The 22,212-nt window shown below is 59.7% G+C and carries 21 protein-coding genes and 1 other annotated feature; of the genes, 12 read left to right on the top strand and 9 right to left on the bottom strand.

Going from position 1 to position 22,212, the window contains the following annotated elements; all coding sequences use genetic code 11:
• Positions 1-100 precede the first annotated feature (100 nt).
• From ACSBQS_RS15050 to ACSBQS_RS15040, 3 genes are read right to left on the bottom strand one after another with little or no spacing between them, the layout of a single operon-like run.
• On the bottom strand, positions 101-598 hold the full coding sequence (locus ACSBQS_RS15050) for an OmpA family protein (RefSeq protein WP_033641803.1): 498 nt from the start codon (positions 596-598) through the stop codon (positions 101-103).
• Between the two features lie 38 nt (positions 599-636).
• Positions 637-1,884 (bottom strand): diguanylate cyclase domain-containing protein, encoded by a 1,248-nt coding sequence (locus ACSBQS_RS15045; RefSeq protein WP_033651699.1) that lies wholly within the window; start codon positions 1,882-1,884, stop codon positions 637-639.
• Positions 1,881-2,492 carry a YfiR family protein gene (locus tag ACSBQS_RS15040; RefSeq protein ID WP_033641805.1) on the bottom strand — a complete coding sequence of 204 codons (612 nt, stop codon included), beginning with the start codon at positions 2,490-2,492 and terminating at the stop codon, positions 1,881-1,883. Before ACSBQS_RS15040 ends, ACSBQS_RS15045 begins: the two co-directional genes overlap by 4 nt.
• Positions 2,493-3,124: 632 nt before the next feature.
• Here ACSBQS_RS15040 and sltY point away from each other — a divergent pair.
• Both sltY and trpR read left to right on the top strand, forming a co-directional pair.
• Entirely contained in the window at positions 3,125-5,053 is a 1,929-nt protein-coding gene (gene sltY / locus ACSBQS_RS15035) for a murein transglycosylase (protein WP_434991022.1), read from the top strand.
• Positions 5,054-5,107: 54 nt separating this feature from the next.
• Complete coding sequence (gene trpR / locus ACSBQS_RS15030) at positions 5,108-5,437, top strand: trp operon repressor (protein WP_016929152.1); 330 nt, start codon at positions 5,108-5,110, stop codon at positions 5,435-5,437.
• An 11-nt stretch (positions 5,438-5,448) separates the two neighbouring features.
• On the opposite strand, the gene yjjX is transcribed toward trpR, so the two are convergent.
• Entirely contained in the window at positions 5,449-5,967 is a 519-nt protein-coding gene (gene yjjX, locus ACSBQS_RS15025) for an inosine/xanthosine triphosphatase (RefSeq protein WP_033641807.1), read from the bottom strand.
• Positions 5,968-6,068: 101 nt separating this feature from the next.
• On the opposite strand from yjjX, the gene gpmB reads away from it, so the two are divergent.
• Entirely contained in the window at positions 6,069-6,716 is a 648-nt protein-coding gene (gene gpmB / locus ACSBQS_RS15020; protein ID WP_025305227.1) for a 2,3-diphosphoglycerate-dependent phosphoglycerate mutase GpmB, read from the top strand.
• Here the strand turns inward: gpmB and robA are convergent.
• Positions 6,713-7,582, bottom strand: coding sequence for an MDR efflux pump AcrAB transcriptional activator RobA (robA, locus tag ACSBQS_RS15015; RefSeq protein ID WP_033641808.1), 870 nt, complete (start codon positions 7,580-7,582; stop codon positions 6,713-6,715). The two genes, gpmB and robA, sit on opposite strands and share 4 nt — an antisense overlap.
• Before the next feature lie 342 nt (positions 7,583-7,924).
• Between robA and creA the strand changes: the two genes are divergently transcribed.
• Positions 7,925-8,404, top strand: coding sequence for a protein CreA (gene creA / locus ACSBQS_RS15010; RefSeq protein WP_033641809.1), 480 nt, complete (start codon positions 7,925-7,927; stop codon positions 8,402-8,404).
• A 51-nt stretch (positions 8,405-8,455) separates the two neighbouring features.
• Here the strand turns inward: creA and arcA are convergent, their stop codons facing one another.
• The gene (arcA, locus tag ACSBQS_RS15005; RefSeq protein ID WP_004933003.1) at positions 8,456-9,172 is read right to left on the bottom strand and encodes a two-component system response regulator ArcA; all 717 of its coding nucleotides are present in this window, start codon (positions 9,170-9,172) and stop codon (positions 8,456-8,458) included.
• A 629-nt stretch (positions 9,173-9,801) separates the two neighbouring features.
• Between arcA and ACSBQS_RS15000 the strand changes: the two genes are divergently transcribed.
• The 5 genes from ACSBQS_RS15000 to thrC all read left to right on the top strand — a co-directional run bounded on the left by ACSBQS_RS15000 (position 9,802) and on the right by thrC (position 15,536).
• Positions 9,802-10,491 carry a tRNA/rRNA methyltransferase gene (locus ACSBQS_RS15000; RefSeq protein WP_182074370.1) on the top strand — a complete coding sequence of 230 codons (690 nt, stop codon included), beginning with the start codon at positions 9,802-9,804 and terminating at the stop codon, positions 10,489-10,491.
• 194 nt (positions 10,492-10,685) lie between these two features.
• A complete protein-coding gene (gene thrL, locus ACSBQS_RS14995; RefSeq protein WP_071845095.1) occupies positions 10,686-10,772 on the top strand; it encodes a thr operon leader peptide in 87 nt (28 codons plus the stop codon).
• Positions 10,711-10,828: a sequence feature (Thr leader region), on the top strand. It overlaps the preceding gene by 62 nt.
• Before the next feature lie 24 nt (positions 10,829-10,852).
• Positions 10,853-13,312, top strand: coding sequence for a bifunctional aspartate kinase/homoserine dehydrogenase I (thrA, locus tag ACSBQS_RS14990; protein ID WP_033641811.1), 2,460 nt, complete (start codon positions 10,853-10,855; stop codon positions 13,310-13,312).
• 1 nt (position 13,313) lies between these two features.
• The gene (gene thrB / locus ACSBQS_RS14985) at positions 13,314-14,243 is read left to right on the top strand and encodes a homoserine kinase (RefSeq protein WP_004932993.1); all 930 of its coding nucleotides are present in this window, start codon (positions 13,314-13,316) and stop codon (positions 14,241-14,243) included.
• A 3-nt stretch (positions 14,244-14,246) separates the two neighbouring features.
• Positions 14,247-15,536 carry a threonine synthase gene (gene thrC / locus ACSBQS_RS14980; protein ID WP_033641812.1) on the top strand — a complete coding sequence of 430 codons (1,290 nt, stop codon included), beginning with the start codon at positions 14,247-14,249 and terminating at the stop codon, positions 15,534-15,536.
• 47 nt (positions 15,537-15,583) lie between these two features.
• On the opposite strand, the gene yaaA is transcribed toward thrC, so the two are convergent.
• Together yaaA and ACSBQS_RS14970 are read right to left on the bottom strand one after the other, a co-directional pair.
• On the bottom strand, positions 15,584-16,360 hold the full coding sequence (yaaA, locus tag ACSBQS_RS14975) for a peroxide stress protein YaaA (protein ID WP_033641813.1): 777 nt from the start codon (positions 16,358-16,360) through the stop codon (positions 15,584-15,586).
• Between the two features lie 105 nt (positions 16,361-16,465).
• The gene (locus tag ACSBQS_RS14970; RefSeq protein ID WP_004932985.1) at positions 16,466-17,902 is read right to left on the bottom strand and encodes an alanine/glycine:cation symporter family protein; all 1,437 of its coding nucleotides are present in this window, start codon (positions 17,900-17,902) and stop codon (positions 16,466-16,468) included.
• 384 nt (positions 17,903-18,286) lie between these two features.
• On the opposite strand from ACSBQS_RS14970, the gene tal reads away from it, so the two are divergent.
• From tal to ACSBQS_RS14955, 3 genes are all read left to right on the top strand, one after another.
• A complete protein-coding gene (gene tal / locus ACSBQS_RS14965) occupies positions 18,287-19,240 on the top strand; it encodes a transaldolase (RefSeq protein WP_004932982.1) in 954 nt (317 codons plus the stop codon).
• Between the two features lie 151 nt (positions 19,241-19,391).
• Complete coding sequence (gene mog, locus ACSBQS_RS14960; protein WP_015376607.1) at positions 19,392-19,979, top strand: molybdopterin adenylyltransferase; 588 nt, start codon at positions 19,392-19,394, stop codon at positions 19,977-19,979.
• A gap of 124 nt (positions 19,980-20,103) precedes the next feature.
• On the top strand, positions 20,104-21,411 hold the full coding sequence (locus tag ACSBQS_RS14955; protein ID WP_197666596.1) for an MFS transporter: 1,308 nt from the start codon (positions 20,104-20,106) through the stop codon (positions 21,409-21,411).
• A gap of 43 nt (positions 21,412-21,454) precedes the next feature.
• Here the strand turns inward: ACSBQS_RS14955 and satP are convergent, their stop codons facing one another.
• Positions 21,455-22,054 (bottom strand): acetate uptake transporter, encoded by a 600-nt coding sequence (satP, locus tag ACSBQS_RS14950; protein WP_033644189.1) that lies wholly within the window; start codon positions 22,052-22,054, stop codon positions 21,455-21,457.
• Between the last annotated feature and the right edge of the window lie 158 nt (positions 22,055-22,212).

Below are 22,212 nucleotides of genomic sequence, written 5' to 3'. Positions count from 1 at the left end.
GCGGCATGAGTGTAGCCCGTTTCGATCTTGGATCCCAGACATCGCTCAGCGATCGCTAAGTATAACCGTTTATGCGCCGATAAAGGCGCATATTGGTGGCTTATGGCGTGACGACGATCGCGACGCGGCGGTTTTCCGCGCGGCCGCTGGAGGTGCGGTTGTCGGCGACGGGATCGCGCTTGCCCATGCCGCGGGTTTCGATGTTGGCGCGCGGAATACCGACGCTGGCCAGCAGGTCGGCGACCGCATCGGCGCGGCGCAGGGAGAGCTGATCGTTATAGCTGTCTTCGCCGTAGTTGTCGGTATGGCCGTCCAGACGGAACTTGGTGATGCCGACGCTCAGCAGCGCGCGGCCCATCTTCTGCACCGTCTCGGTGCTTTCCGGGTTCAGCTTGCCGATGTTGTTGCCGAACAGCACTTTATCCGACAGGCCGAATTCCCAACCGTTGTCGGTCAGTTTGAAGCCCTGCGATTGCAGCAGCGCAACCTGCTCGGGCGTCAGGCCTTGCGGCTTGCTCTGGCAACCGGCGAGCGCCAGCAGGGCGACGAACGCCATCGTCAGCAGTGAAAAACGACCTTTAAACAGTTGCTGTATCATAGTCAAAATCCCTAGTTCAAGTGTTATAGCCGGGGCTCTTATTTATGTATAGCCAGCCGCCAGCCTCCGTTATAACGATGCTTTGCCTGATACATCGCATCGTCAGCTTCGTGCAAAAGACCCTGAGGCGTCGACGCGTGATCAGGGTACAGCGCAATGCCGATACTCAGAGAGGTAATGATCGTCTCGTCGTTCGGTAAAATAACCGGTTGCGTCATGCAATCGATGATGTTGTCGGCGATCTGCAAGACATCTTCCGTGCTGTGCACCGGCGCCAGCAGCACGGCGAATTCATCTCCTCCCAGGCGTGCGACCAGATCGGATTCGCGCAGCTGCGCGCGAATGCGTCCGGCAATGGTGGTCAGCACCGCATCGCCCGCGGCATGACCGTAACTGTCGTTCACTTCCTTGAAGCGATCGCCGTCGATAAACAGCACCGCCAATTTCGCCGGCGGCGCGATATCGCCCAGGGCGCGGCTCAGCCGGCCTTCGAAGAAGGCGCGGTTCGGCAAGCCGGTCAGGCTGTCGTGCGTCGCCCGGTGGGCCAGCGAGTCGTTTTCCTGCTTCAGATGGGCCTGCCAGGCCTCCAGTTCATCGAGCAAGCCATTGAAATCATTGCTGAGCTCATGCAGCTCGGCGATCGGCGCCGAGGGCACCCGCAGGCCGAAGGTGCGATCTCGCCGCACCGCATGCGCCACGTTGGCGATGTCGTCCAACGAACTGACGATGCCGACCAGCATGCGGCGCGACAACACCAGGGCGCACAGGGTACTGAGCACCATGCAGGCGATCATGCCGACCAGCCCGCGCAACAGGAAACGCAACAGGCTGCCGCCGTTGCCGCTCAGCCAGACCTGGCCGACCTGTTTGCCCTCGTGGGAGATAGGCAGGATGACCGGCTCGGGCAGTGCCCAGTGGGCGATAACCTGCTCCATGCCGTGCAGCGGGCCATCTTTGGGACGATGCCAACTGACCAGCACGTCACCGGCGTTGTTCAGAATTTTGGCCTCCGACACCTCTTCTTTGGCGGCGATCAGCACCATCGCCTCGCGAATGTAGGGGCGATCGCCAAACACGACTGCCGCTTCAACCGTATAGCTGATGGAGCGCGCGATCAGGTGCAGGTTGTGGTTGGCATAGGCGCGCAGCGCGAACAGCGCCACCAGCGTCAGAAAGATGCCGGCGGTGCCGACGGCGATCAACGCCAGCCCAAGATGCACCCGCTGCAGCACTCGGCCCAACGTCGGGCGCGCATTGCCGGAACGGTTTCTACGCAATAGCCTCATAGCGGCGGCGCCTGTTTGCGCGCCAGCTGCAGCACGTTGGGGTGAACGCGCACGCCGCTGCGCGCCAGGGCGTCCAGGTTGACCTTGAAGCCGGCCTGGTCGCCGTTGATCTGCAGGCAAAATGCGCTGCCGGCGGAGCATTCGCTATCGTTCTCGCTGATGCTGAGAATGGAGTTGCCGGAAATGCGCTGCATGAAATTTTGTCTCTGCGCGGCGTTGATGTTCCCTAAATAGATGACATCGCAGCCGGTACTCAGCGTCGGGCTGTCGAACGGCACGCGTTCGGTTTTAATCGGACGCGGCGCGCTGAGCAGGATCGGATCGAACAGCCCCTCGGCATACTGGGTGGGTGCGGTCACGCACAACCGGATCGGATTGGGTTCACGTGACCAGCGGGCGTAGCTGATGATGCCTACCACCACGGTCGTCACGGCGTGCGTGCGCTGTTGATAGGGATCATTGGCGGCGCGCGCAGGCCCGGGCAACGTCAGCAGCGCCAACAAAACGATCAGCAACAGGCGGCCGATATTCAGGCGTGCGGCAAGGAAGCCCGGCACGGGGCTTTTTGCGCAACGCATCGTTATCGCGGTATTACTCGCCATCTTCACCCGCCATTCCGGCCTGATCCACCGCCCGCAGGCCGTGGCCCGACAAGTAAAAATCCGGCCCGCTTGAAGGGACAATCGTTTTGCTGAAAGCTGTCAGTCGCACTGCCTAATGAACACTATCTACCCATAATTGGCGCGGATTGTATTATAAGATGTCTTCGTTGGGCGCTTTATGTGCTGTTTTCTCGGAATTATCCTACTTATTTTTGATAGTATAAAAATGCCCTCTCGGGTTTGCCACCGCTTTTCTGCAAAGTTGGCGCGTTTGGCCAGCTGTCAGGCGATTTGCGCAACGTCGGCGTTATCTCTTAAATGCAATAATGTGATAACTAATAATTAGAAAGTATTTTACTTTTCCAATAAATGCCGTTGCGGCTAATAAAAATCCGGCCGGCGATAATATCCCGCCGCCCTGATTTGTCAGCCAAAGTAAACGTTTTTTACCTGGCTCCGATCATGGCGATACACTTCTTCTTCTACAGTATTGAATGGATGAGCGATTGCGCTGTCTATGGTAGATATCTGCGTCCGGGCCGTGCGCCCGGTTTTATTTTGTTCTGCGGCGCCGTGGCGCGGCGGTCACCGGGGAGCTGGGCGGCTCCCGCGGCACAATCAGTGAGGAAAGAGCGAGGATGGTCAAGGTGGACAAGCGACGGCTGTTGGCGATGGGGCTGTGCCTGACGGCGTTTTCGGGCGCGGCGCTGGCGGATTCTCTGGATGCGCAACGTCAGCGCTACCAGCAGATCAAGCAGGCGTGGGACGGCAATCAGATGGACGTGGTGGCGCAGCTGATGCCGACGCTGCGCGATTACCCGCTTTATCCTTATCTGGAATACCGCGAGCTGACTCAGGATCTGAGTCAGGCGGGGTTCTCCGAAGTGAACGACTTTATCAAACGCAACCCGACGCTGCCGCCGGCGAAATCGCTGGCGCCTCGCTTCGTCAATGAACTGGCGCGGCGCGAAGATTGGCGCACCCTGCTGGCCTTCAGCCCGCAGCCGCCCAAACCGGTGGCGGCGCGCTGCAACTATTACTACGCCAAATGGGCCACCGGCGACCAGCAGACGGCCTGGAGCGGCGCCGACGAGCTGTGGTTGAATGGCAAAACGCTGCCGGGCGCCTGCGATCGGCTGTTCAGCGTCTGGCGCGGCGCAGGCAAGCAGACGCCGCTCGATATTCTGGCGCGCATGAAGCTGGCGCTGAAAGAGGGCAACAGCTCGCTGGTCAGCAACCTCTACAGCCAGTTGCCGGCCGATTACCAAACCATGGGCAACGCTCTGGTGCGCTTGCAAAACGATCCGACCACCGTGGAAGCCTTCGCCCGCAGCGTGGGGCCGACCGACTTTACCCGCGCGGCCACCGGCATCGCCTTTGAGCGCCTGGCGCGACAGGATGTGGAAAACGCGCGGGCGATGATTCCGACGCTCGCGCGTCTGCAGAAAATGAGCGACGAGGAGCGGCTGGGGCTGGAAGAGGCGGTGGCCTGGCGCCTGATGGGCAGCGACGCTACCTATGAACAGGCGCAGTGGCGCGATCAGGTGATTCTGCGCAGCCGTTCGCCTTCGCTGCTGGAGCGCCGGGTGCGCATGGCGCTGGGCAACGGCGATCGGCAGGGCGTCGCGACCTGGCTGGCTCGCTTGCCGGAAGAGTCGCGCAACAAGGATGAGTGGCGCTACTGGCGCGCCAGTCAGCTGATGGACGAAGGCAAACGCGCCGAAGGCGAGGAGATGTTGCGCAACCTGATGACCGAACGCGGCTTCTATCCGATGGTGGCGGCGCAGAAGCTGAACGCAACCTATCCGGTGATGGTGGCGGTGGCGGCCAAGCCGCGCGCGTCGCTGACCGACGGGCCGGAAGTGGCCCGAGTGCGCGAGCTGATGTACTGGAATATGGACAACCTGGCCCGCAGCGAGTGGGGTTCCTATGTCGCCAGCCGCAGCCGGCCTGAACAAGAGGCGCTGGCGCGTTACGCCTTTGAGCAAAAATGGGCCGATCTGAGCGTGCAGGCGACCATCGTCGGCAAGCTGTGGGATCATCTGGAAGAGCGTTTCCCGGTCGCCTGGCCGCAGGAGTTCCGCCGCGCCACCGATGACAAAGGGATCACCAGCAGCTATGCGATGGCGATCGCGCGTCAGGAGAGCGCCTGGAATCCGAAGGCGCAGTCGCCGGTCGGCGCCTCCGGCCTGATGCAGGTCATGCCGCGCACCGCGCAGCATACGGTGCAGATGTACAACATTCCCGGCTATGTCGGGCCGAGCCAATTGTTCGATCCGCAGACCAACATCACCATTGGCACCAGCTATCTGGAGTCGGTCTATCAGCAGTTCGGCCGCAACCGCATTCTGTCGAGCGCCGCTTATAACGCCGGCCCGTCGCGAGTGAACACCTGGTTGGGCAACAGCGCGGGGCGGATCGATCCGGTAGCGTTCATCGAAAGCATTCCGTTCTCGGAAACCCGCGGCTACGTCAAGAACGTGCTGGCTTACGATGCGTTTTACCGCTATCTGACGCACCGGCCGGCCAAGGTGCTGACCGACGCCGAGTGGCAGAGACGTTATTGATTTTGACGGCCCTATGGTATGCTGCTGTACTAGTTAAATAGTATGGTGGCTGCCATGACGCAATTATCGTTAAACGACCCCGCTCTTTCAGAACAAGGCAATGAGGATTGGCTGCGCTTCGTCGCGCTGCTGCAGAATTCGTTTGCGCAAGAACTGCATCAACCGCTGTTGCAATTGATGTTGACGCCGGACGAGCGCACCGCGCTGGGCACCCGGGTGCGGATCATTCAGGAACTGATGCGCGGCGAGATGAGCCAGCGCGAGCTGAAAAATGAACTGGGTGCGGGGATCGCCACCATCACCCGCGGTTCTAACAGCCTGAAAGCGGCTTCACCCGCGCTGAAACAGTGGCTTGAGCAGCAGTTGCTGCACGACGCGCCCTAGCAGACTCTGCGTTATTGCTGATAGATGGCGTTGTGGAACGGCACCAGCGCCAGCAGCAGCGCCTGATGATAAACGCTGGTACGGCTCAGCCGGCCGTCGGTGAAGACGCCGATGGCGCCGCCCTGGCGCTTCACCTCGGCGTTGCCGGTGATCGTCGCCATTTCGCTGCCCAATTCGCGGCCTTCGCGAATACCTTGTAAGATGACTTCCGGCAGCATCAGGCTCGCCGAGCGGGATTCACCGCGAATGGACGGGTTCTCGATGGTCATCCAGGCGAAGGTCATATTCTCTTCAATCCCGGCTTCCACGCCGACCCAAAAATCGGCCTCGGGCCTGACCTGGCGCGCTTCCATCACGCGTTGACGCGCACCGGTGCGCGTTTCGTGATTGCCTATCGGCTGCAGCGAAACGCCGCTGGCGACGTCGACGGGTTCAATGCGGTATTGGCCTGCGCCGAAGACGTCATCGAAGGCCAATTGAATAGCCTTGATCTTTGCCGGGTTGGTAGTTGCAGCGACAACATGGTACATAACGGGTTTGATATCCTTCTGGCCGATACGCCGGGCAGCGGCAAAAGCGCCGCCGGGCCGGGGATAAACGCAAATTTCACGCAGTATAACGGAAAACAAAAATGTTACAGGTATACCTCGTTCGCCACGGCGAAACGGAATGGAACGCGGCTCGCCGCATCCAGGGTCAGTCCGACAGCCCGTTAACCGCCATGGGGGAACACCAGGCCCGTCTGGTCGCCAGGCGCGTCAGCAAAGAAGGCATTACGCATATCATTACCAGCGACCTGGGGCGCACGCGCCGCACCGCGCAGATCATCGCCGAAGCCTGTGGCTGCGAAGTGATTGGCGATCCGCGTTTGCGTGAGCTGCACATGGGGGTTCTGGAAGAACGCCTGATCGACAGTTTGACGCCGCAGGAAGAACAGTGGCGTAAACAGATGGTCGATGGTACTCCTGACGGCCGTATCCCTCAAGGCGAATCCATGGAGGAGCTGGGCGAGCGCATGCGCGCCGCGCTGGAGAGCTGCCTGATGCTGCCGGAGGGCAGCAAGCCGCTGCTCGTCAGCCATGGCATCGCGTTGGGGTGTTTGATCAGTACGGTGCTCGGGCTGCCGGCCTATGCGGAACGTCGCCTGCGCTTGCGCAACTGCTCACTGTCGCGCGTCGATCACCAGCAGAGCCCGTGGCTGGCTTCCGGCTGGATCGTCGAAACGGCGGGCGATGTCACGCATCTGGACATGCCCGCGTTGGACGAACTGCAGCGTTAACGTCGAATCGGGATCAGGTAATCGCACTTGATCTCGGTAGGCGCCTGATGCGGACGGCGCTCGCCTTTCGGGTAGAAGCGCTCGATGTCGTGCCCTTTGCGGCGCGTCAGTTTGAGCTCCGGCAGGCAAGTGCCGTAGACCGTCAGGATAAAGTCCTGCAGGCCTCCGATGGGCCCTTCATAGCTGAACATTGCAAATTCGCCGCCCGGCAGCACCAGCGGTTGAACTTCCTGCACTTTATCAGGCACCTGATCCGGCTCCAGCGCCGTGGTGTACAGCACTTCCTGTTCGTCGTCCTTCTCCTGGCTCGGACGCGAGTGGTGCAACCCGTACAGCACCGGCGGCAAGGTTTCGACTTCGCCGAGGAACTGGCGCCAGAACTGCGAGCGCAGCTCGGTGCGCACGGTGGTGATCTGTTCCAGCGTGCAGGAGTAGCTTTGGGTCAGGCCGACCAGATGCTTATCCGGCAACGAGAGGAACTCGGGCTGCGGCAGAGTGAAGGCCCCCAGACGGATCGGCGGACAGATGCCGAACGCGTTCCAGTCTTCGGCGCGGCGGTACAGCGCCGGCGTTTGCGCAAACTGTTTCTTGAAGGCGCGCGTGAAGGTCTGCTGCGAGTCGAAGCGATATTGCAGAGCGATATCCAAAATCGGCCGACTGGTCAGGCGCAGCGCGACGGCGGCCTTGGACAGCCTTCTTGCCCGGATGTAAGCACCGATGGCATTACCGGTAATATCTTTGAACATCCGTTGCAGGTGCCATTTGGAGTAGCCGGCCTTGGCCGCCACGTTATCCAGCGACAAGGGTTGGTCCAAATGGCTTTCCAGCCAGCTAAGCAGATCACGAATGATACCGGCTTGATCCATAGATCTTCCTCGTAAAGCTTGGGGGTAGGAACCCGAACTGTTGATTCGTCACGCTGGTGCTGCGCTATCAGACCGATCCATGAGCCATTATGCGTTGCACTCTTTGCCTCTGCTGCGCATGCCGCGCCAGAGTTGGATTGGGGTACACCGTAGTGGGCGCAAAGAAATAACGACGCCGCATCATAGCAATTTTTTTCCTCCGCGACTCTCAAAGATTTTTGTCACGCTCTGTGCTAAAACGGACGGTGCGGACCCGTAAAAACCCGATTCCGTGAGCTTAGACATAAATAATGGTGATCGCCGAGCCCATTTTCGCGGCAAGGTTATATCGGAGTTAAGTAAATGAAAAAAAGCTGGATATTTTTATTCGGTTTGGTTTGCGCAACCGTGGGAAGCGCACAGGCGGAGCAAGTGGGTTCCGTTGATACGGTGTTTAAATTGTTGGGGCCGGACCACAAAATCGTGGTCGAAGCGTTCGACGATCCGGATGTTAAAAATGTAACTTGTTATATCAGCCGCGCCAAAACCGGCGGCATCAAAGGCGGGCTGGGGCTGGCGGAAGATACCGCCGACGCGGCCATTTCCTGCCAGCAGGTCGGGCCTATCGAGCTGAGCGACAAGATCAAAAACGGCAAGGCGGAAGGCGATGTGGTGTTCCAGAAACGCACGTCGCTGGTGTTCAAGAAGCTGCAGGTGGTGCGCTTCTACGACGCCAAACGCAATTCGCTGATCTACCTGAGCTACTCCGACAAGGTGATCGACGGCTCGCCGAAGAATGCGCTGAGCGCGGTGCCGATCATGCCGTGGGCTGAGGCAAAATAAAAAAACGGGGTTCAGCATGCTGAACCCCGTTTTCATGACGGCAGGCTGGAATTACTCTTCCAGATCGCCGCAGAAGCGGTAGCCTTCGCCGTGGATGGTGGCGATGATTTCCGGCGTGTCCGGCGTCGATTCGAAGTGCTTGCGAATGCGACGGATGGTGACGTCCACGGTGCGGTCATGCGGCTTCAGCTCGCGGCCGGTCATCTTCTTCAGCAGTTCGCCGCGGGACTGGATCTTGCCCGGGTTTTCGCAGAAGTGCAGCATGGCGCGGAATTCGCTGCGCGGCAGCTTGTACTGTTCGCCGGCCGGGCTGATCAAAGAGCGGCTGTTGATGTCCAGCTCCCACCCGTTGAACTTGTAGCTCTCGACCAGGCGGCGCTCTTCGCCGAGGCTGCCCAGATTCATGGTGCGCGACAGCAGGTTGCGCGCGCGGATGGTCAGCTCACGCGGGTTGAACGGTTTGGTGATGTAATCGTCGGCGCCGATTTCCAGGCCGAGGATTTTATCCACCTCGTTATCGCGGCCGGTCAGGAACATCAAGGCGACGCTGGCCTGTTCGCGCAGTTCGCGCGCCAACAGCAGGCCGTTTTTGCCTGGCAGATTGATGTCCATGATGACCAGATTGATATCATTTTCAGACAGGATATTGTGCATCTCTGCACCATCATTGGCTTCATGAACAATGTAGCCTTCCGCCTCGAAAATGCTCTTCAGGGTGTTACGAGTGACTAACTCGTCTTCGACAATCAGAATGTGCGGGGTCTGCATATTTGCTACCTAAAATTGCCAACAAAATAGAAAATAGGAAGTACAGAAGTCTCTGTTTTCTTAGAGGAGGGCAGAGATAGCGCCACGTTCCCTCTCAGCAAATGACTAAAGTACGTAAACTCGTTCTTGATGCACTTTCCATCTCATGTCAACAAGATCGCTAGCCTGGTGGGGATGCCGTTCCCTACAACCCCTTGGGTGCCAAAACGGCGCATATCCTAACCCCATTAACAGCAATATAACAGCGCGTGCCGAATTCATCACCCAACAAAACTACGCTTTGTTGACATATATCAAATTCAATTGTAGCACGTTAACAGATTTGTGAAAAACACTTACAGAAATGCCAGTTTAAGTCACAGAACCTCAAATTCTGTGAACGATTCAGCATTATCCGGCCTGATAGGATACAATTATTCGCTTATTGATCATTGCGTTGTTTTAACTCATTGATAAATAAATGCAGTAAAACATAAGCATGAATAATGACTATTACGACAGGTTTATTAGCTCAACGAGCCGTTTAATCTTGTTTGTTGCTATTAACGCGTTTATTGTTACGCAATTGTAAATACATGCGGGCGCTGCGCTATCGTCAAAAATGCAGGCCCGCCTTCGGTGGAAGAGTGATGCAGATTCATATTGTTCTAGTGGCTCCGGCGCGGCCGGAAAACGTCGGCGCGGCGGCGCGCGCGATGAAAACCATGGGTTTCGCTTCGTTGCGCATTGTCGACAGCGAGGCGCATCTGCAGCCGGCGGCGCGCTGGGTGGCGCATGGGGCTGGCGAGATCCTCGACGGCGTGCAAACGTTCGCCACGCTGGAACAGGCGCTGGCGGATGTGGATTTCACCGTCGCCACCACCGCCCGCAGTCGCGCGCGTTTTCACTACTACTGCACGCCGCCTGAGCTGCTGGAACAGCTGAGTGAGCGTAAGCAGTGGGTCGGCCAGGCCGCGCTGGTATTCGGCCGCGAGGATTCCGGCCTGACCAACGAAGAGCTGGCGCTGGCGGATTTGCTGACCGGCGTGCCGATGCAGGCGGACTATCCGTCGCTCAACCTGGGCCAGGCGGTGATGGTGTACTGCTACCAGTTGGCGAGCCTGATGGGCGTCAACGCCGCGCCGCAGGAGGCTGCGGCGCCTGAAGGGCAACTCAGGGCGTTGCGCCACCGCGCCGATGCTTTGTTGGATGCCCTGGAGGTCGGCGATGACCAAAAATTGCGCGACTGGCTGCACCAGCGCCTCGGTGCGTTGCCGCAGCGAGATACGGCGATGCTGCATACGCTGCTGCACGACATCGAAAAAAAACTCGCCAAGTGATAGCGGCTCCAGCAGGCGGTTACTCAGTGTGATCCACTATTAAACCGGCTTTAGGTTGTTTTTTTGTTCTGTCATTTTGCTTTTCACCTGTTGCATCGCGCATTACCGCCGCTGAACGGAAAATAAGCAAAAAAAAGAAATCGTTTGACTTGGGATAGCGATTGCTTTAACCAATAGAGGGGACAGAGTATTTCATGAGACAGACAGACAACATGCGCAATATCAGCCTGACTACCACAATTATTACCACCACCGATACCACAGGTAACGGGGCGGGCTGACGCGCACAGGAAACACAGAAAAAAGCCCGCACCTAATCAGTGCGGGCTTTTTTTTCGGCTTAAATTCGGAGAGATCACAAATGCGAGTGCTGAAATTTGGCGGAACCTCGGTAGCGAATGCGGAACGTTTTCTGCGCGTCGCCGACATCATGGAGAGTAACGCGCGTCAGGGACAGGTAGCCACGGTCTTGTCCGCCCCCGCAAAGATCACCAACCATCTGGTGGCGATGATCGACAAAACGGTGGCGGGCCAGGACATTCTGCCGAATATGAGCGACGCCGAGCGGATCTTTGCCGACCTGCTGAGCGGGCTGGCGCAGGCGCTGCCGGGCTTTGAATACGATCGTTTGAAAGGCGTGGTCGATCAGGAATTCGCGCAGCTCAAACAGGTGCTGCATGGCGTCTCGCTGCTGGGGCAGTGCCCGGACAGCGTGAATGCGGCGATCATCTGCCGCGGCGAAAAGCTCTCCATCGCCATCATGGAAGGGGTGTTCCGCGCCAAAGGCTATCCGGTCACGGTGATTAACCCGGTGGAGAAACTGCTGGCGCAGGGCCACTACCTGGAGTCCACCGTGGACATCGCCGAGTCTACGCTGCGCATCGCCGCCGCGGCGATCCCGGCCGATCACATCGTGCTGATGGCCGGTTTCACCGCCGGTAATGACAAGGGCGAGCTGGTGGTGCTGGGCCGCAACGGCTCCGACTATTCCGCCGCGGTGCTGGCCGCCTGCCTGCGCGCCGACTGTTGCGAGATCTGGACCGACGTCGACGGCGTTTATACCTGCGATCCGCGCACCGTGCCGGACGCCAGGTTACTGAAATCGATGTCGTACCAGGAAGCGATGGAGCTTTCCTATTTCGGCGCCAAAGTGTTACACCCCCGCACCATCACTCCGATTGCCCAGTTCCAAATCCCTTGCCTGATTAAAAACACCTCCAACCCGCAGGCCCCCGGCACGCTGATCGGCAAAGACAGCACCGATGCCGATATGCCGGTGAAGGGCATCACCAACCTGAACAACATGGCGATGATCAACGTCTCCGGCCCGGGCATGAAAGGCATGGTCGGCATGGCCGCACGGGTGTTCGCCGTGATGTCGCGCGCCGGCATTTCGGTGGTGCTGATCACCCAATCCTCTTCCGAATACAGCATCAGCTTCTGTGTGCCGCAGGGTGAACTGCAGCGTGCTCGTCGCGCGCTGGAAGAGGAGTTCTATCTGGAGCTGAAAGACGGCGTGCTGGATCCGCTGGACGTGATGGAACGCCTGGCGATCATCTCGGTGGTCGGCGACGGCATGCGCACCCTGCGCGGCATTTCCGCACGCTTCTTCTCCGCGCTGGCGCGCGCCAACATCAATATCGTTGCCATCGCCCAAGGGTCTTCCGAACGTTCCATTTCGGTGGTGGTCAGCAATGATTCCGCCACCACCGGCGTGCGCGTCAGCCACCAGATGCTGTTCAACACCGATCAGGTGATCGAAGTGTTCGTCATCGGCGTCGGCGGCGTCGGCGGGGCGCTGATCGAGCAGATCTATCGCCAGCAGCCGTGGCTGAAGCAAAAACATATCGATCTGCGGGTGTGCGGCATCGCCAACTCGCGCGTGATGCTGACCAACGTGCACGGCATCGCGCTGGACAGCTGGCGCGACGCGCTGGCCGGCGCGCAGGAGCCGTTCAATCTCGGCCGCCTGATCCGGCTGGTGAAGGAATATCACCTGCTGAACCCGGTGATCGTCGACTGTACCTCCAGTCAGGCGGTGGCCGATCAGTACGTGGACTTCCTGGCGGACGGCTTCCATGTGGTGACGCCGAACAAAAAGGCCAACACCTCGTCGATGAACTATTATCAGCAGCTGCGCGCGGCCGCCGCCGGTTCGCATCGCAAGTTCCTGTACGACACCAACGTCGGCGCCGGTCTGCCGGTGATTGAGAACCTGCAAAATCTGCTGAACGCCGGTGATGAACTGGTGCGTTTCTCCGGCATCCTGTCCGGCTCGCTGTCCTTTATCTTCGGCAAGCTGGACGAAGGGCTGTCGCTGTCGGCGGCGACCCTGCAGGCCCGGGCCAACGGCTACACCGAGCCGGATCCGCGCGACGATCTGTCCGGGATGGATGTGGCGCGTAAGCTGCTGATCCTGGCGCGCGAGGCCGGTTACAAACTGGAACTGAGCGATATCGAGGTCGAGCCGGTGCTGCCGCCGTCCTTTGACGCGTCGGGCGACGTGGACACCTTCCTGGCGCGGTTGCCGGAGCTGGATAAAGAGTTCGCGCGCAACGTGGCCAACGCCGCCGAGCAAGGCAAGGTGCTGCGCTATGTCGGCCTGATCGACGAAGGGCGCTGCAAGGTGCGCATTGAGGCGGTGGACGGCAACGATCCGTTGTATAAAGTGAAGAACGGCGAGAACGCGCTGGCCTTCTACAGCCGCTACTATCAGCCGTTGCCGCTGGTGCTGCGCGGCTACGGCGCCGGTAACGATGTGACTGCAGCGGGCGTATTCGCCGATCTGCTGCGCACACTGTCATGGAAGTTGGGAGTTTAATATGGTTAAGGTGTATGCACCGGCCTCGATCGGCAACGTCAGCGTCGGTTTCGACGTGCTGGGCGCGGCGGTTTCGCCGATCGACGGCACGCTGCTGGGCGACTGTGTCAGCGTCGAAGCCGCCGAGACGTTCAGTTTGCAGAATGCCGGGCGCTTCGTCAGCAAGCTGCCGGCCGAGCCGAAAGAGAACATCGTTTATCAATGCTGGGAGCGCTTCTGCCAGGAGATCGGCCGCGAAGTGCCGGTGGCGATGCGTTTGGAAAAGAACATGCCGATCGGATCGGGGCTGGGTTCCAGCGCCTGTTCGGTGGTCGCCGGGCTGATGGCGATGAACGAATTCTGCGATCGCCCGTTGGATAAGACGACGCTGCTCGGCCTGATGGGCGAGCTGGAAGGGCGCATTTCCGGCAGCGTGCATTACGACAACGTGGCGCCTTGCTATCTGGGCGGCCTGCAGCTGATGCTGGAAGAAGAAGGCATTATCAGCCAGGAGGTGCCGTGCTTTGACGATTGGCTGTGGGTTATGGCCTATCCGGGCATCAAAGTGTCCACCGCCGAAGCGCGCGCCATTTTACCCGCGCAATACCGTCGTCAGGATTGCATCAGCCATGGCCGCTATCTGGCCGGCTTTATTCACGCCTGCCATACCCGGCAGCCGCAGCTGGCCGCCAAATTGATGCAGGACGTGATCGCCGAACCGTACCGCACCCGGCTGCTGCCGGGCTTCGCCGAAGCGCGCAAGGCGGCGCAGGAGATCGGCGCGTTGGCCTGCGGCATCTCCGGCTCTGGCCCGACGCTGTTCGCCGTCTGCAACGACGGCGCCACCGCGCAACGCATGGCCGCCTGGCTGCAACAACACTATCTGCAAAACGACGAAGGTTTTGTTCATATTTGCCGTCTGGATACCGCAGGCGCTCGACTACTGGGATAACGCATGAAACTGTACAACCTTAAGGATCACAACGAGCAGGTCAGCTTCGCGCAGGCGATCAAACAAGGCCTGGGCAAGCAACAGGGGCTGTTCTTCCCGCTGGAGCTGCCGGAGTTCGAACTGACCGAAATCGACCACCTGCTGGAACAGGATTTTGTCACCCGCAGCAGCCGCATTCTGTCGGCCTTTATCGGCGAAGAGGTGCCGGAAGCGGCGCTGAAGAAACGCGTGCAGGCCGCCTTTGAGTTCCCGGCGCCGGTGGCGAAAGTGACCGATGACGTCTCCTGCCTGGAGCTGTTCCACGGCCCGACGCTGGCGTTCAAAGACTTCGGCGGCCGCTTTATGGCGCAGATGCTGGCGGAAGTGGCCGGCGAGCAGCCGGTGACCATTCTGACCGCCACCTCCGGCGACACCGGCGCCGCCGTGGCGCACGCCTTCTACGGCCTGAAAAACGTGCGGGTGGTGATCCTGTATCCGCAGGGCAAAATCAGCCCGCTGCAGGAAAAGCTGTTCTGCACCCTGGGCGGCAACATTCACACCGTGGCGATCGACGGCGACTTCGATGCTTGTCAGGCGCTGGTGAAGCAGGCGTTCGACGATCAGGAATTGAAAGACGCGCTGCACCTGAACTCGGCCAACTCGATTAACATCAGCCGTTTACTGGCGCAGATTTGCTACTACTTCGAAGCGGTGGCGCAGCTGCCGCAGGAAGCGCGCAATCAACTGGTGATTTCGGTGCCGAGCGGCAACTTCGGCGATCTGACCGCCGGGCTGCTGGCCAAATCGCTGGGCCTGCCGGTGAAGCGCTTCATCGCCGCCACCAACGCCAACGACACCGTGCCGCGCTTCCTGACCAGCGGCCAGTGGCAGCCGCACGCTACGGTCGCGACGCTGTCCAACGCCATGGACGTCAGCCAGCCGAACAACTGGCCGCGCGTGGAAGAGCTGTTCCGTCGCAAGGTCTGGCAGTTGAAGGAGCTGGGTCACGCGGCGGTCAGCGACGAGACCACCAAAGACACGATGCGTGAGCTGGCCGAGCTGGGCTATATCTCCGAACCGCACGCGGCCATCGCCTACCGTGCGCTGCGTGACCAATTGCAGGAAGGGGAGTTCGGCCTGTTCCTCGGCACCGCGCATCCGGCCAAGTTTAAAGAGAGTGTGGAAGCGATACTCGGCCAGGAACTGCCGTTGCCGAAAGCGCTGGCGCTGCGGGCTGAGCTGCCGCTGCTGTCGCACACGCTGCCGGCCAACTTCGGCGAGCTGCGCAAGTTCCTGATGGGGCTGCCGGCCTGAAGTTCGGCAGGGTAAAATGCGAAAAGCCGTCTTGCGACGGCTTTTTTTTATGCCTGCTCCGGGCGTTTGAACACCAGTTCATTGCCTTGCGAGGCGGCTTCGTCGAAGGCGTAGCCTTCCAGGTTGAAGTCCGCCAGCTGCTCGCTGCGCGTCAGGCGGTTTTTGATGATAAAGCGGCTCATCAACCCGCGCGCTTTCTTGGCGTAGAAGCTGATGACCTTGAACTTGCCGTTCTTCTCGTCGAGGAACACCGGTTTGATCAGCGAGCCGTGCAGCTTGGCCGGCTTCACCGCTTTGAAATACTCGTCTGACGCCAGGTTGACCACCACGTCGTCGCCCTGTTGCTCCAGCGCTTCGTTGAGCTTTTTGGTGATCTGATCGCCCCAGAAGCTGTACAGATCTTTGCCCTTCGGGTTTTCCAGCTTGATGCCCATCTCCAGCCGGTACGGCATCATCAGATCGAGCGGGCGCAGTACGCCATACAGGCCGGACAGCATGCGCAGATGCTGCTGGGCGAAGTCGAAATCGGCTTCGTTGAAGTCCTGCGCCTGCAGGCCGGTATATACGTCGCCCTTGAACGCCAGCAGCGCCTGACGGGCGTTGTCCGGGGTAAATGTCGGTTGCCATTCGCTAAAGCGCGCGGCGTTCAGCCCGGCCAGCTTGTCGCTGATGCTCATCAGGCTGGCGATTTGCGCCGGCGTCAGCTCGCGGCAAATGTTGATAAGCTGCTTAGACTTGTTCAGCAGTTCGGGCTGCGTGAAGCGTTTTGTCGCCAGCGGGCTGTCGTAATCGAGCGTTTTTGCAGGTGAAATAATAACGAGCATGGCCAGATCCTGTTTATCCAAGTGCGCATACTGTAGCAAAAAGCGCGGGAAAAAGGGGCTATCGGTCCAATAGGCGGGGCGCGCATCGCACGCGCCCCGGAATACTCAGCGCGGCGGCTGCTTGTCGTCCCACACGCCCGGCTCCAGCTGCGATTTCAGCTCCGGGTAACGGTTGGCGTCGAAGGTCGGCAGCTTGCCCAGGCGGCGCTGGCGATGGTAGTCGTCGGCCAGCTTCAGCGCGACCCGCGACAGCAGCAAGATAGCCGTCAGGTTGGTGATCGCCATCAGCGCCATGGAGGTATCCGCCATTTTCCACACCAGCGGCAGCTCCGCCAGCGCGCCGAACATCACCATGCCCAGCGCCACGCAGCGGAAAATCAACAGGCCGCCCGGGTGGTTGTGCTCGAGGAACACCAGATTGCTCTCGGCATAGGCGTAGTTGGCGATGATCGACGTAAAGGCGAAGAAGAAGATGGCGATGGCGACGAACGGAGTCCCCCAACTGCCGACGGCGGTCGACAGCGCGCGCTGGGTCAGATCGATGCCGCTGATGCTGTCGGTCGGCTGATCGAGAATGCCGGAAGAGAGGATGATCGCCGCGGTGGCGCTGCAGATGACGATGGTGTCGATAAATACCCCGAGCATCTGCACGTAGCCCTGTGAAGCGGGATGCGGCGGATAAGGCGAGGCGGACGCCGCCGCGTTGGGCGCCGATCCCATGCCGGCTTCATTGGAGAACAGGCCGCGCTGCACGCCCTGGGTCATCGCCTGGGAGATACCGTAACCGACGGCGCCGGCCGCGGCTTCCTGCAGTCCGAAGGCGCTTTTGAAGATCAGCGTCAGGATCGCCGGCATGTGCTCGATGTTATGGCCAATCACCCAGAGAGCCAGCAGCAGGTAGGCGCCGGCCATCAGCGGCACCACCAGCTCGGCCACTTTGGCGATGGAGCGGATGCCGCCGAAGATCACCACGCCGCTCAGCAGCACCAGGCCAATACCGACGTGCAGCGGCTGTAAATGGAAGGCGACGGCGGAGGCCTGCGCGATGGAGTTGGCCTGTACGGCGTTGAACACCAGGCCGAAAGCGATGATCAGGAAAATGGAGAACAGCACGCCCATCCAGCGCATGCCGAGTCCCTTTTCCATGTAATAGGCCGGGCCGCCGCGGTAGTTGCCGTTGTCGTCTTTGGTTTTGTAGAGCTGAGCCAGCGAGCTCTCCACAAATGACGTGGCCATGCCGATAAACGCCACCACCCACATCCAGAAGATGGCGCCGGGGCCGCCGGCGGTCAGGGCGATGGCGACGCCGGTCAGGTTGCCGGTGCCGACGCGCGCCGCCAGCGTGGTGCACAGCGCCTGGAAAGAGGAGATGCCGGCGCTGTCGCTTTTATTGCTGTTTTTCAACACCGAGAACATGTGGCTGAAGTGGCGGAGCTGGATAAAACGGGTGCGCAGCGTGAAGTAAATGCCGGTGCCGAGCAGCAGATAAATCAGCACCGACCCCCACAAAATGTTGTTTATAAAATTCATCAGGTCCGTCAAGGGATCCCTCCTCCTTATCGAAATGTCATGCGCACCTGGCAGCATCCACCGCAGGTGAGAAATATTGGCCTATTTTTTACAAGAGCTTAGCTGGAATCGGTCCGGCGTCAGGCGATTAAGATTTTTCGCAGATTAGCGGACGAATTGCATCAATTTTTTCGAATTTAACATAATTTATTCGGGCAATAGCACGTTATTGCCTTTCCATCCGCTCGGTAATGGCGAAAGATATCGGCGTAAACGGTTGCTCGCCCAAGGATAAAACAGATGCTTGCGCGCCGCGGTTTTCCAGCCTTGCGCCGGGCTTGGCGCATGTTATTATCAGGGCAGGGCATGGTTGAACAATGCCAAAAGTTCATGCACAAACGATGAGATAATGCCAACATGACCGACAAATTAACTTCCCTGCGCCAGCTGACTACAGTGGTTGCAGATACGGGTGATATCGCGGCAATGAAGCTGTATCAACCGCAGGACGCCACAACCAACCCTTCGCTGATCCTCAATGCAGCCCAAATTCCTGAATACCGCAAACTGATTGACGAAGCCATCGCCTGGGCGCGCGGCCAGAGCAGCGATCGCGAGCAGCAGATCGCCGACGCCGCCGACAAGCTGGCGGTCAACATCGGTCTGGAGATCCTCAAACTGGTTCCGGGCCGCATCTCCACCGAGGTTGACGCGCGTCTGTCTTACGACACCGTCGCCAGCGTGGCCAAGGCCAAGCGCCTGATCAAGCTGTACAACGAAGCCGGCATCAGCAACGATCGCATTCTGATCAAACTGGCCTCGACCTGGCAGGGCATCCGCGCGGCGGAGCAGCTGGAGAAAGAAGGCATCAACTGTAACCTGACGCTGCTGTTCTCCTTCGCTCAGGCTCGCGCCTGCGCCGAAGCCGGCGTTTACCTGATTTCGCCGTTCGTCGGCCGTATCCTCGATTGGTACAAAGCCAACGGCGACAAGAAAGAGTTCGCGCCGCACGAAGATCCGGGCGTGATCTCTGTGACCGAGATTTACCAGTACTACAAACAACACGGTTACAACACCGTGGTGATGGGCGCCAGCTTCCGCAACGTCGGCGAAATCATCGAGCTGGCCGGCTGCGACCGCCTGACCATCGCCCCTGCGCTGCTGAAAGAGCTGGCGGAGAGCGAAGGCGCGCTGGAGCGCAAACTGTCTTATACCGGTGAAGTCAAGGCGCGTCCTGCCGCACTGACAGAACCTGAGTTCTACTGGCAGCACAACCAGGATCCGATGGCGGTCGAGAAACTGACCGACGGCATCCGCAAGTTTGCCGTAGACCAGGGCAAACTGGAAAAAATGATCGCCGACCTGCTGTAATTCCCGCAGATCGCGCAGTAAAAAGGTGGCTCAGGCCACCTTTTTTTATGCCCGACGCTCCCGCCGGCGGGGGAAGCCCTTATACTCTCGGCAATGACAACAGAACGGGAGACGAACCCGTTCGGACCCCATCAGGCTGTAGAGGTTACGCATGGATATTTTACGTATTGGTTTGGTTTCCGTTTCTGACCGCGCTTCCGGCGGCGTTTACCAGGATAAAGGCATTCCGGCGCTGGAGGAGTGGCTGGCCGGCGCGCTGGCGACGCCGTTCAAGCTGGAAACCCGGCTGATCCCCGATGAGCAGACGCAAATTGAACAAACGCTGTGTGAGCTGGTGGACGAAATGGGCTGCCATCTGGTGCTGACCACCGGCGGCACCGGGCCGGCGCGTCGCGACGTCACCCCTGACGCCACGCTGGCGATCGCCGATCGCGTGATGCCCGGCTTCGGCGAGCAAATGCGTCAGATCAGCCTACACTATGTGCCAACGGCAATTCTTTCTCGCCAGGTGGGGGCGATCCGCAAGCAGGCGCTGATCATCAATCTGCCCGGCCAGCCAAAGTCGATCAAGGAAACGCTGGAAGGGGTGAAGGACGAGCAGGGCAATGCGGTGGTGCACGGCATCTTCGCCAGCGTGCCTTATTGCATTCAGTTGCTCGACGGGCCTTATGTCGAAACGCATGCCGCAGTGGTAGCAGCATTTCGGCCAAAGAGCGCGCGTCGCGAGATAAACCTCTAAAATTCAGCAATCTGCGAGATCGGCTTCAGCCCGTTTGGTGTGAAAATAATTTGCCGCTATAGTAAGGATTCTTTTACAGAAAGCCTGCGGCTTTTATTTTTACAGCCTTTACCGACGGTGCCCTATGCCTCACGACACTAATCGCCGGCTGAACCGGCAAGACTACAAAACGCTGACGTTGGCCGCGTTGGGCGGCGCGTTGGAGTTTTACGACTTCATCATCTTCGTATTCTTCGCCGCCGTGGTCGGCGATCTGTTCTTCCCGGCGGACATGCCGGAATGGCTGCGGCTGGTGCAAACCTTCGGCATTTTCGCCGCCGGCTATCTGGCCCGCCCGCTGGGCGGCATCGTGATGGCGCACTTCGGCGATCTGGTCGGCCGCAAAAAGATGTTTACCCTGAGCATTCTGCTGATGGCGTTGCCGACGCTGGCGATGGGCCTGCTGCCGACCTACGCCAGCATCGGCATCGCCGCGCCGCTGTTGCTGCTGCTGATGCGCGTGCTGCAGGGGGCGGCGATCGGCGGAGAGGTGCCGGGCGCCTGGGTCTTCGTCGCCGAACACGTGCCGCGCGGGCGCATCGGTTTCGCCTGCGGCACGCTGACCGCCGGGCTGACGGTGGGCATCCTGCTGGGATCGGTGGTGGCGACGGTGATCAACACCACGCTTAGCCCGCAGAGCATTGCCGGCGGCGGCTGGCGCATTCCATTCCTGCTGGGCGGCATGTTCGGCCTGGTGGCGATGTACCTGCGCCGCTGGCTGCAGGAAACGCCGATCTTCATCGAGATGCAGGCGCGCAAAGCACTGGCCGAGGAGCTGCCGCTGAAATCGGTGGTGCTCAACCACAAACGGGAAGTGGCGGTGTCGATGCTGCTGACCTGGCTGCTCTCCGCCGGTATCGTGGTGGTGATCCTGATGACCCCGACCTATCTGCAAAAACAGTTCGGCATTGCGCCGGCCCTGACGCTGCAGGCCAACAGCATCGCCACCATCATGCTGATCGCCGGCTGCATCGTCGCCGGTTTGTCGGCCGATCGCTTCGGCGCCAGCAAAACGCTGGTGGTCGGCAGTTTGCTGCTGGCCGGCTGCAGCTGGTTGTTCTATCAGACGGTGGGCGTCCGCCCGGAAATGCTGTTCGCCTGCTATGCGCTGGTGGGTTTCAGCGTAGGCGTGGTGGGAGCCGTGCCGTACGTGATGGTGCGGGCTTTCCCGGCGGAAGTGCGGTTTACCGGCATCTCGTTCTCATATAACGTCTCGTACGCTATTTTTGGCGGTTTAACCCCTATTTTTGTGACGCTGATCATGAAATTAACCCCGTTAGCGCCCGCTTACTATGTGCTGGCGCTGTCGCTTATCGGGCTGCTGCTCGGTGTCTACCTGCATCGCGACCTGAACAGCGAAGCCGGCGAGCGGCGAGCCGGTTCCTACAGCTAAAAAAAGCCCTGCATTGCAGGGCTTTTTCGTCAGGGGCGGGCGATTACGCCGTGACCGGCGATGCCGCGACGCGGGCCGAGGCCGGTTCGCCAATCGGCAGCACGGTGCGGCCGTATTGCTCGTTGAGCACTTCGGCCATCGCCAGGTAGATGGCGCTGGCGCCGCAGATGATGCCCTCATAACCGGCGAAGGTCAGCAGCGCGTGGTTGCCGGTGATGTTGCCGACGGCCAGCAGGGCGAACAGCAGCGTCAGGCTGGCGAACACGAACTGCAGCACGCGGTTGGCGCCCAGGGTGCCGAAGAACATGAACAGGGTGAAGACGCCCCACAGCGCCAGGTAGATGCCCAACACGTGCGCCTCGGTGGCTTCCGCCAGGCCCAAACGCGGCAGCAGCAGCAGGCCGACCAGGCTCAGCCAGAAGCTGCCGTAGGCGGTGAATGCGGTCATACCAAAGGTGTTGCCCTTCTTGTACTCCAGCAGACCGGCCAGGATCTGGGCCAGGCCACCGAAGAAAATCCCCATGCTGATGATGGCTGAGTTCAGTGGGAAAAAGCCCGCGTTGTGCAGGTTCAGCAAGACGGTGGTCATCCCGAAGCCCATCAGGCCGAGAGGGCCGGGATTCGCCAACTTGTTGGTGTGCATAAGTCCTCTGCGATAACAGAAAATTAACGGAAACAGCGAAGTAAAATCATAAATGGTCTGAATGGCCAAAAAATCGAAGTTTTCCATCAGAGCGCGCGCATCATAATGATCCCCGCAGCCGGAAACAATGATCTGAATGACGATAAAAAAAGAAATTT

Origin of the sequence: Serratia sp. H402Y, assembly GCF_051172415.1 — a bacterium.
GTDB lineage: Bacteria > Pseudomonadota > Gammaproteobacteria > Enterobacterales > Enterobacteriaceae > Serratia > Serratia ureilytica.
Note: the sequence above shows the minus strand (reverse complement) of the source record. Positions and strands in the feature narration are given on the sequence as shown.

What these genes read in the sequence shown, in the direction of transcription:
- ACSBQS_RS15050 (WP_033641803.1), bottom strand. Translation starts at nt 598, where the DNA reads ATGATACAGCAACTGTTTAAAGGTCGTTTTTCACTGCTGACGATGGCG.
- ACSBQS_RS15045 (WP_033651699.1), bottom strand. Translation starts at nt 1,884, where the DNA reads ATGAGGCTATTGCGTAGAAACCGTTCCGGCAATGCGCGCCCGACGTTG.
- sltY (WP_434991022.1), top strand. Translation starts at nt 3,125, where the DNA reads ATGGTCAAGGTGGACAAGCGACGGCTGTTGGCGATGGGGCTGTGCCTG.
- trpR (WP_016929152.1), top strand. Translation starts at nt 5,108, where the DNA reads ATGACGCAATTATCGTTAAACGACCCCGCTCTTTCAGAACAAGGCAAT.
- yjjX (WP_033641807.1), bottom strand. Translation starts at nt 5,967, where the DNA reads ATGTACCATGTTGTCGCTGCAACTACCAACCCGGCAAAGATCAAGGCT.
- gpmB (WP_025305227.1), top strand. Translation starts at nt 6,069, where the DNA reads ATGTTACAGGTATACCTCGTTCGCCACGGCGAAACGGAATGGAACGCG.
- robA (WP_033641808.1), bottom strand. Translation starts at nt 7,582, where the DNA reads ATGGATCAAGCCGGTATCATTCGTGATCTGCTTAGCTGGCTGGAAAGC.
- creA (WP_033641809.1), top strand. Translation starts at nt 7,925, where the DNA reads ATGAAAAAAAGCTGGATATTTTTATTCGGTTTGGTTTGCGCAACCGTG.
- arcA (WP_004933003.1), bottom strand. Translation starts at nt 9,172, where the DNA reads ATGCAGACCCCGCACATTCTGATTGTCGAAGACGAGTTAGTCACTCGT.
- ACSBQS_RS15000 (WP_182074370.1), top strand. Translation starts at nt 9,802, where the DNA reads ATGCAGATTCATATTGTTCTAGTGGCTCCGGCGCGGCCGGAAAACGTC.
- thrL (WP_071845095.1), top strand. Translation starts at nt 10,686, where the DNA reads ATGAGACAGACAGACAACATGCGCAATATCAGCCTGACTACCACAATT.
- thrA (WP_033641811.1), top strand. Translation starts at nt 10,853, where the DNA reads ATGCGAGTGCTGAAATTTGGCGGAACCTCGGTAGCGAATGCGGAACGT.
- thrB (WP_004932993.1), top strand. Translation starts at nt 13,314, where the DNA reads ATGGTTAAGGTGTATGCACCGGCCTCGATCGGCAACGTCAGCGTCGGT.
- thrC (WP_033641812.1), top strand. Translation starts at nt 14,247, where the DNA reads ATGAAACTGTACAACCTTAAGGATCACAACGAGCAGGTCAGCTTCGCG.
- yaaA (WP_033641813.1), bottom strand. Translation starts at nt 16,360, where the DNA reads ATGCTCGTTATTATTTCACCTGCAAAAACGCTCGATTACGACAGCCCG.
- tal (WP_004932982.1), top strand. Translation starts at nt 18,287, where the DNA reads ATGACCGACAAATTAACTTCCCTGCGCCAGCTGACTACAGTGGTTGCA.
- mog (WP_015376607.1), top strand. Translation starts at nt 19,392, where the DNA reads ATGGATATTTTACGTATTGGTTTGGTTTCCGTTTCTGACCGCGCTTCC.
- ACSBQS_RS14955 (WP_197666596.1), top strand. Translation starts at nt 20,104, where the DNA reads ATGCCTCACGACACTAATCGCCGGCTGAACCGGCAAGACTACAAAACG.
- satP (WP_033644189.1), bottom strand. Translation starts at nt 22,054, where the DNA reads ATGCACACCAACAAGTTGGCGAATCCCGGCCCTCTCGGCCTGATGGGC.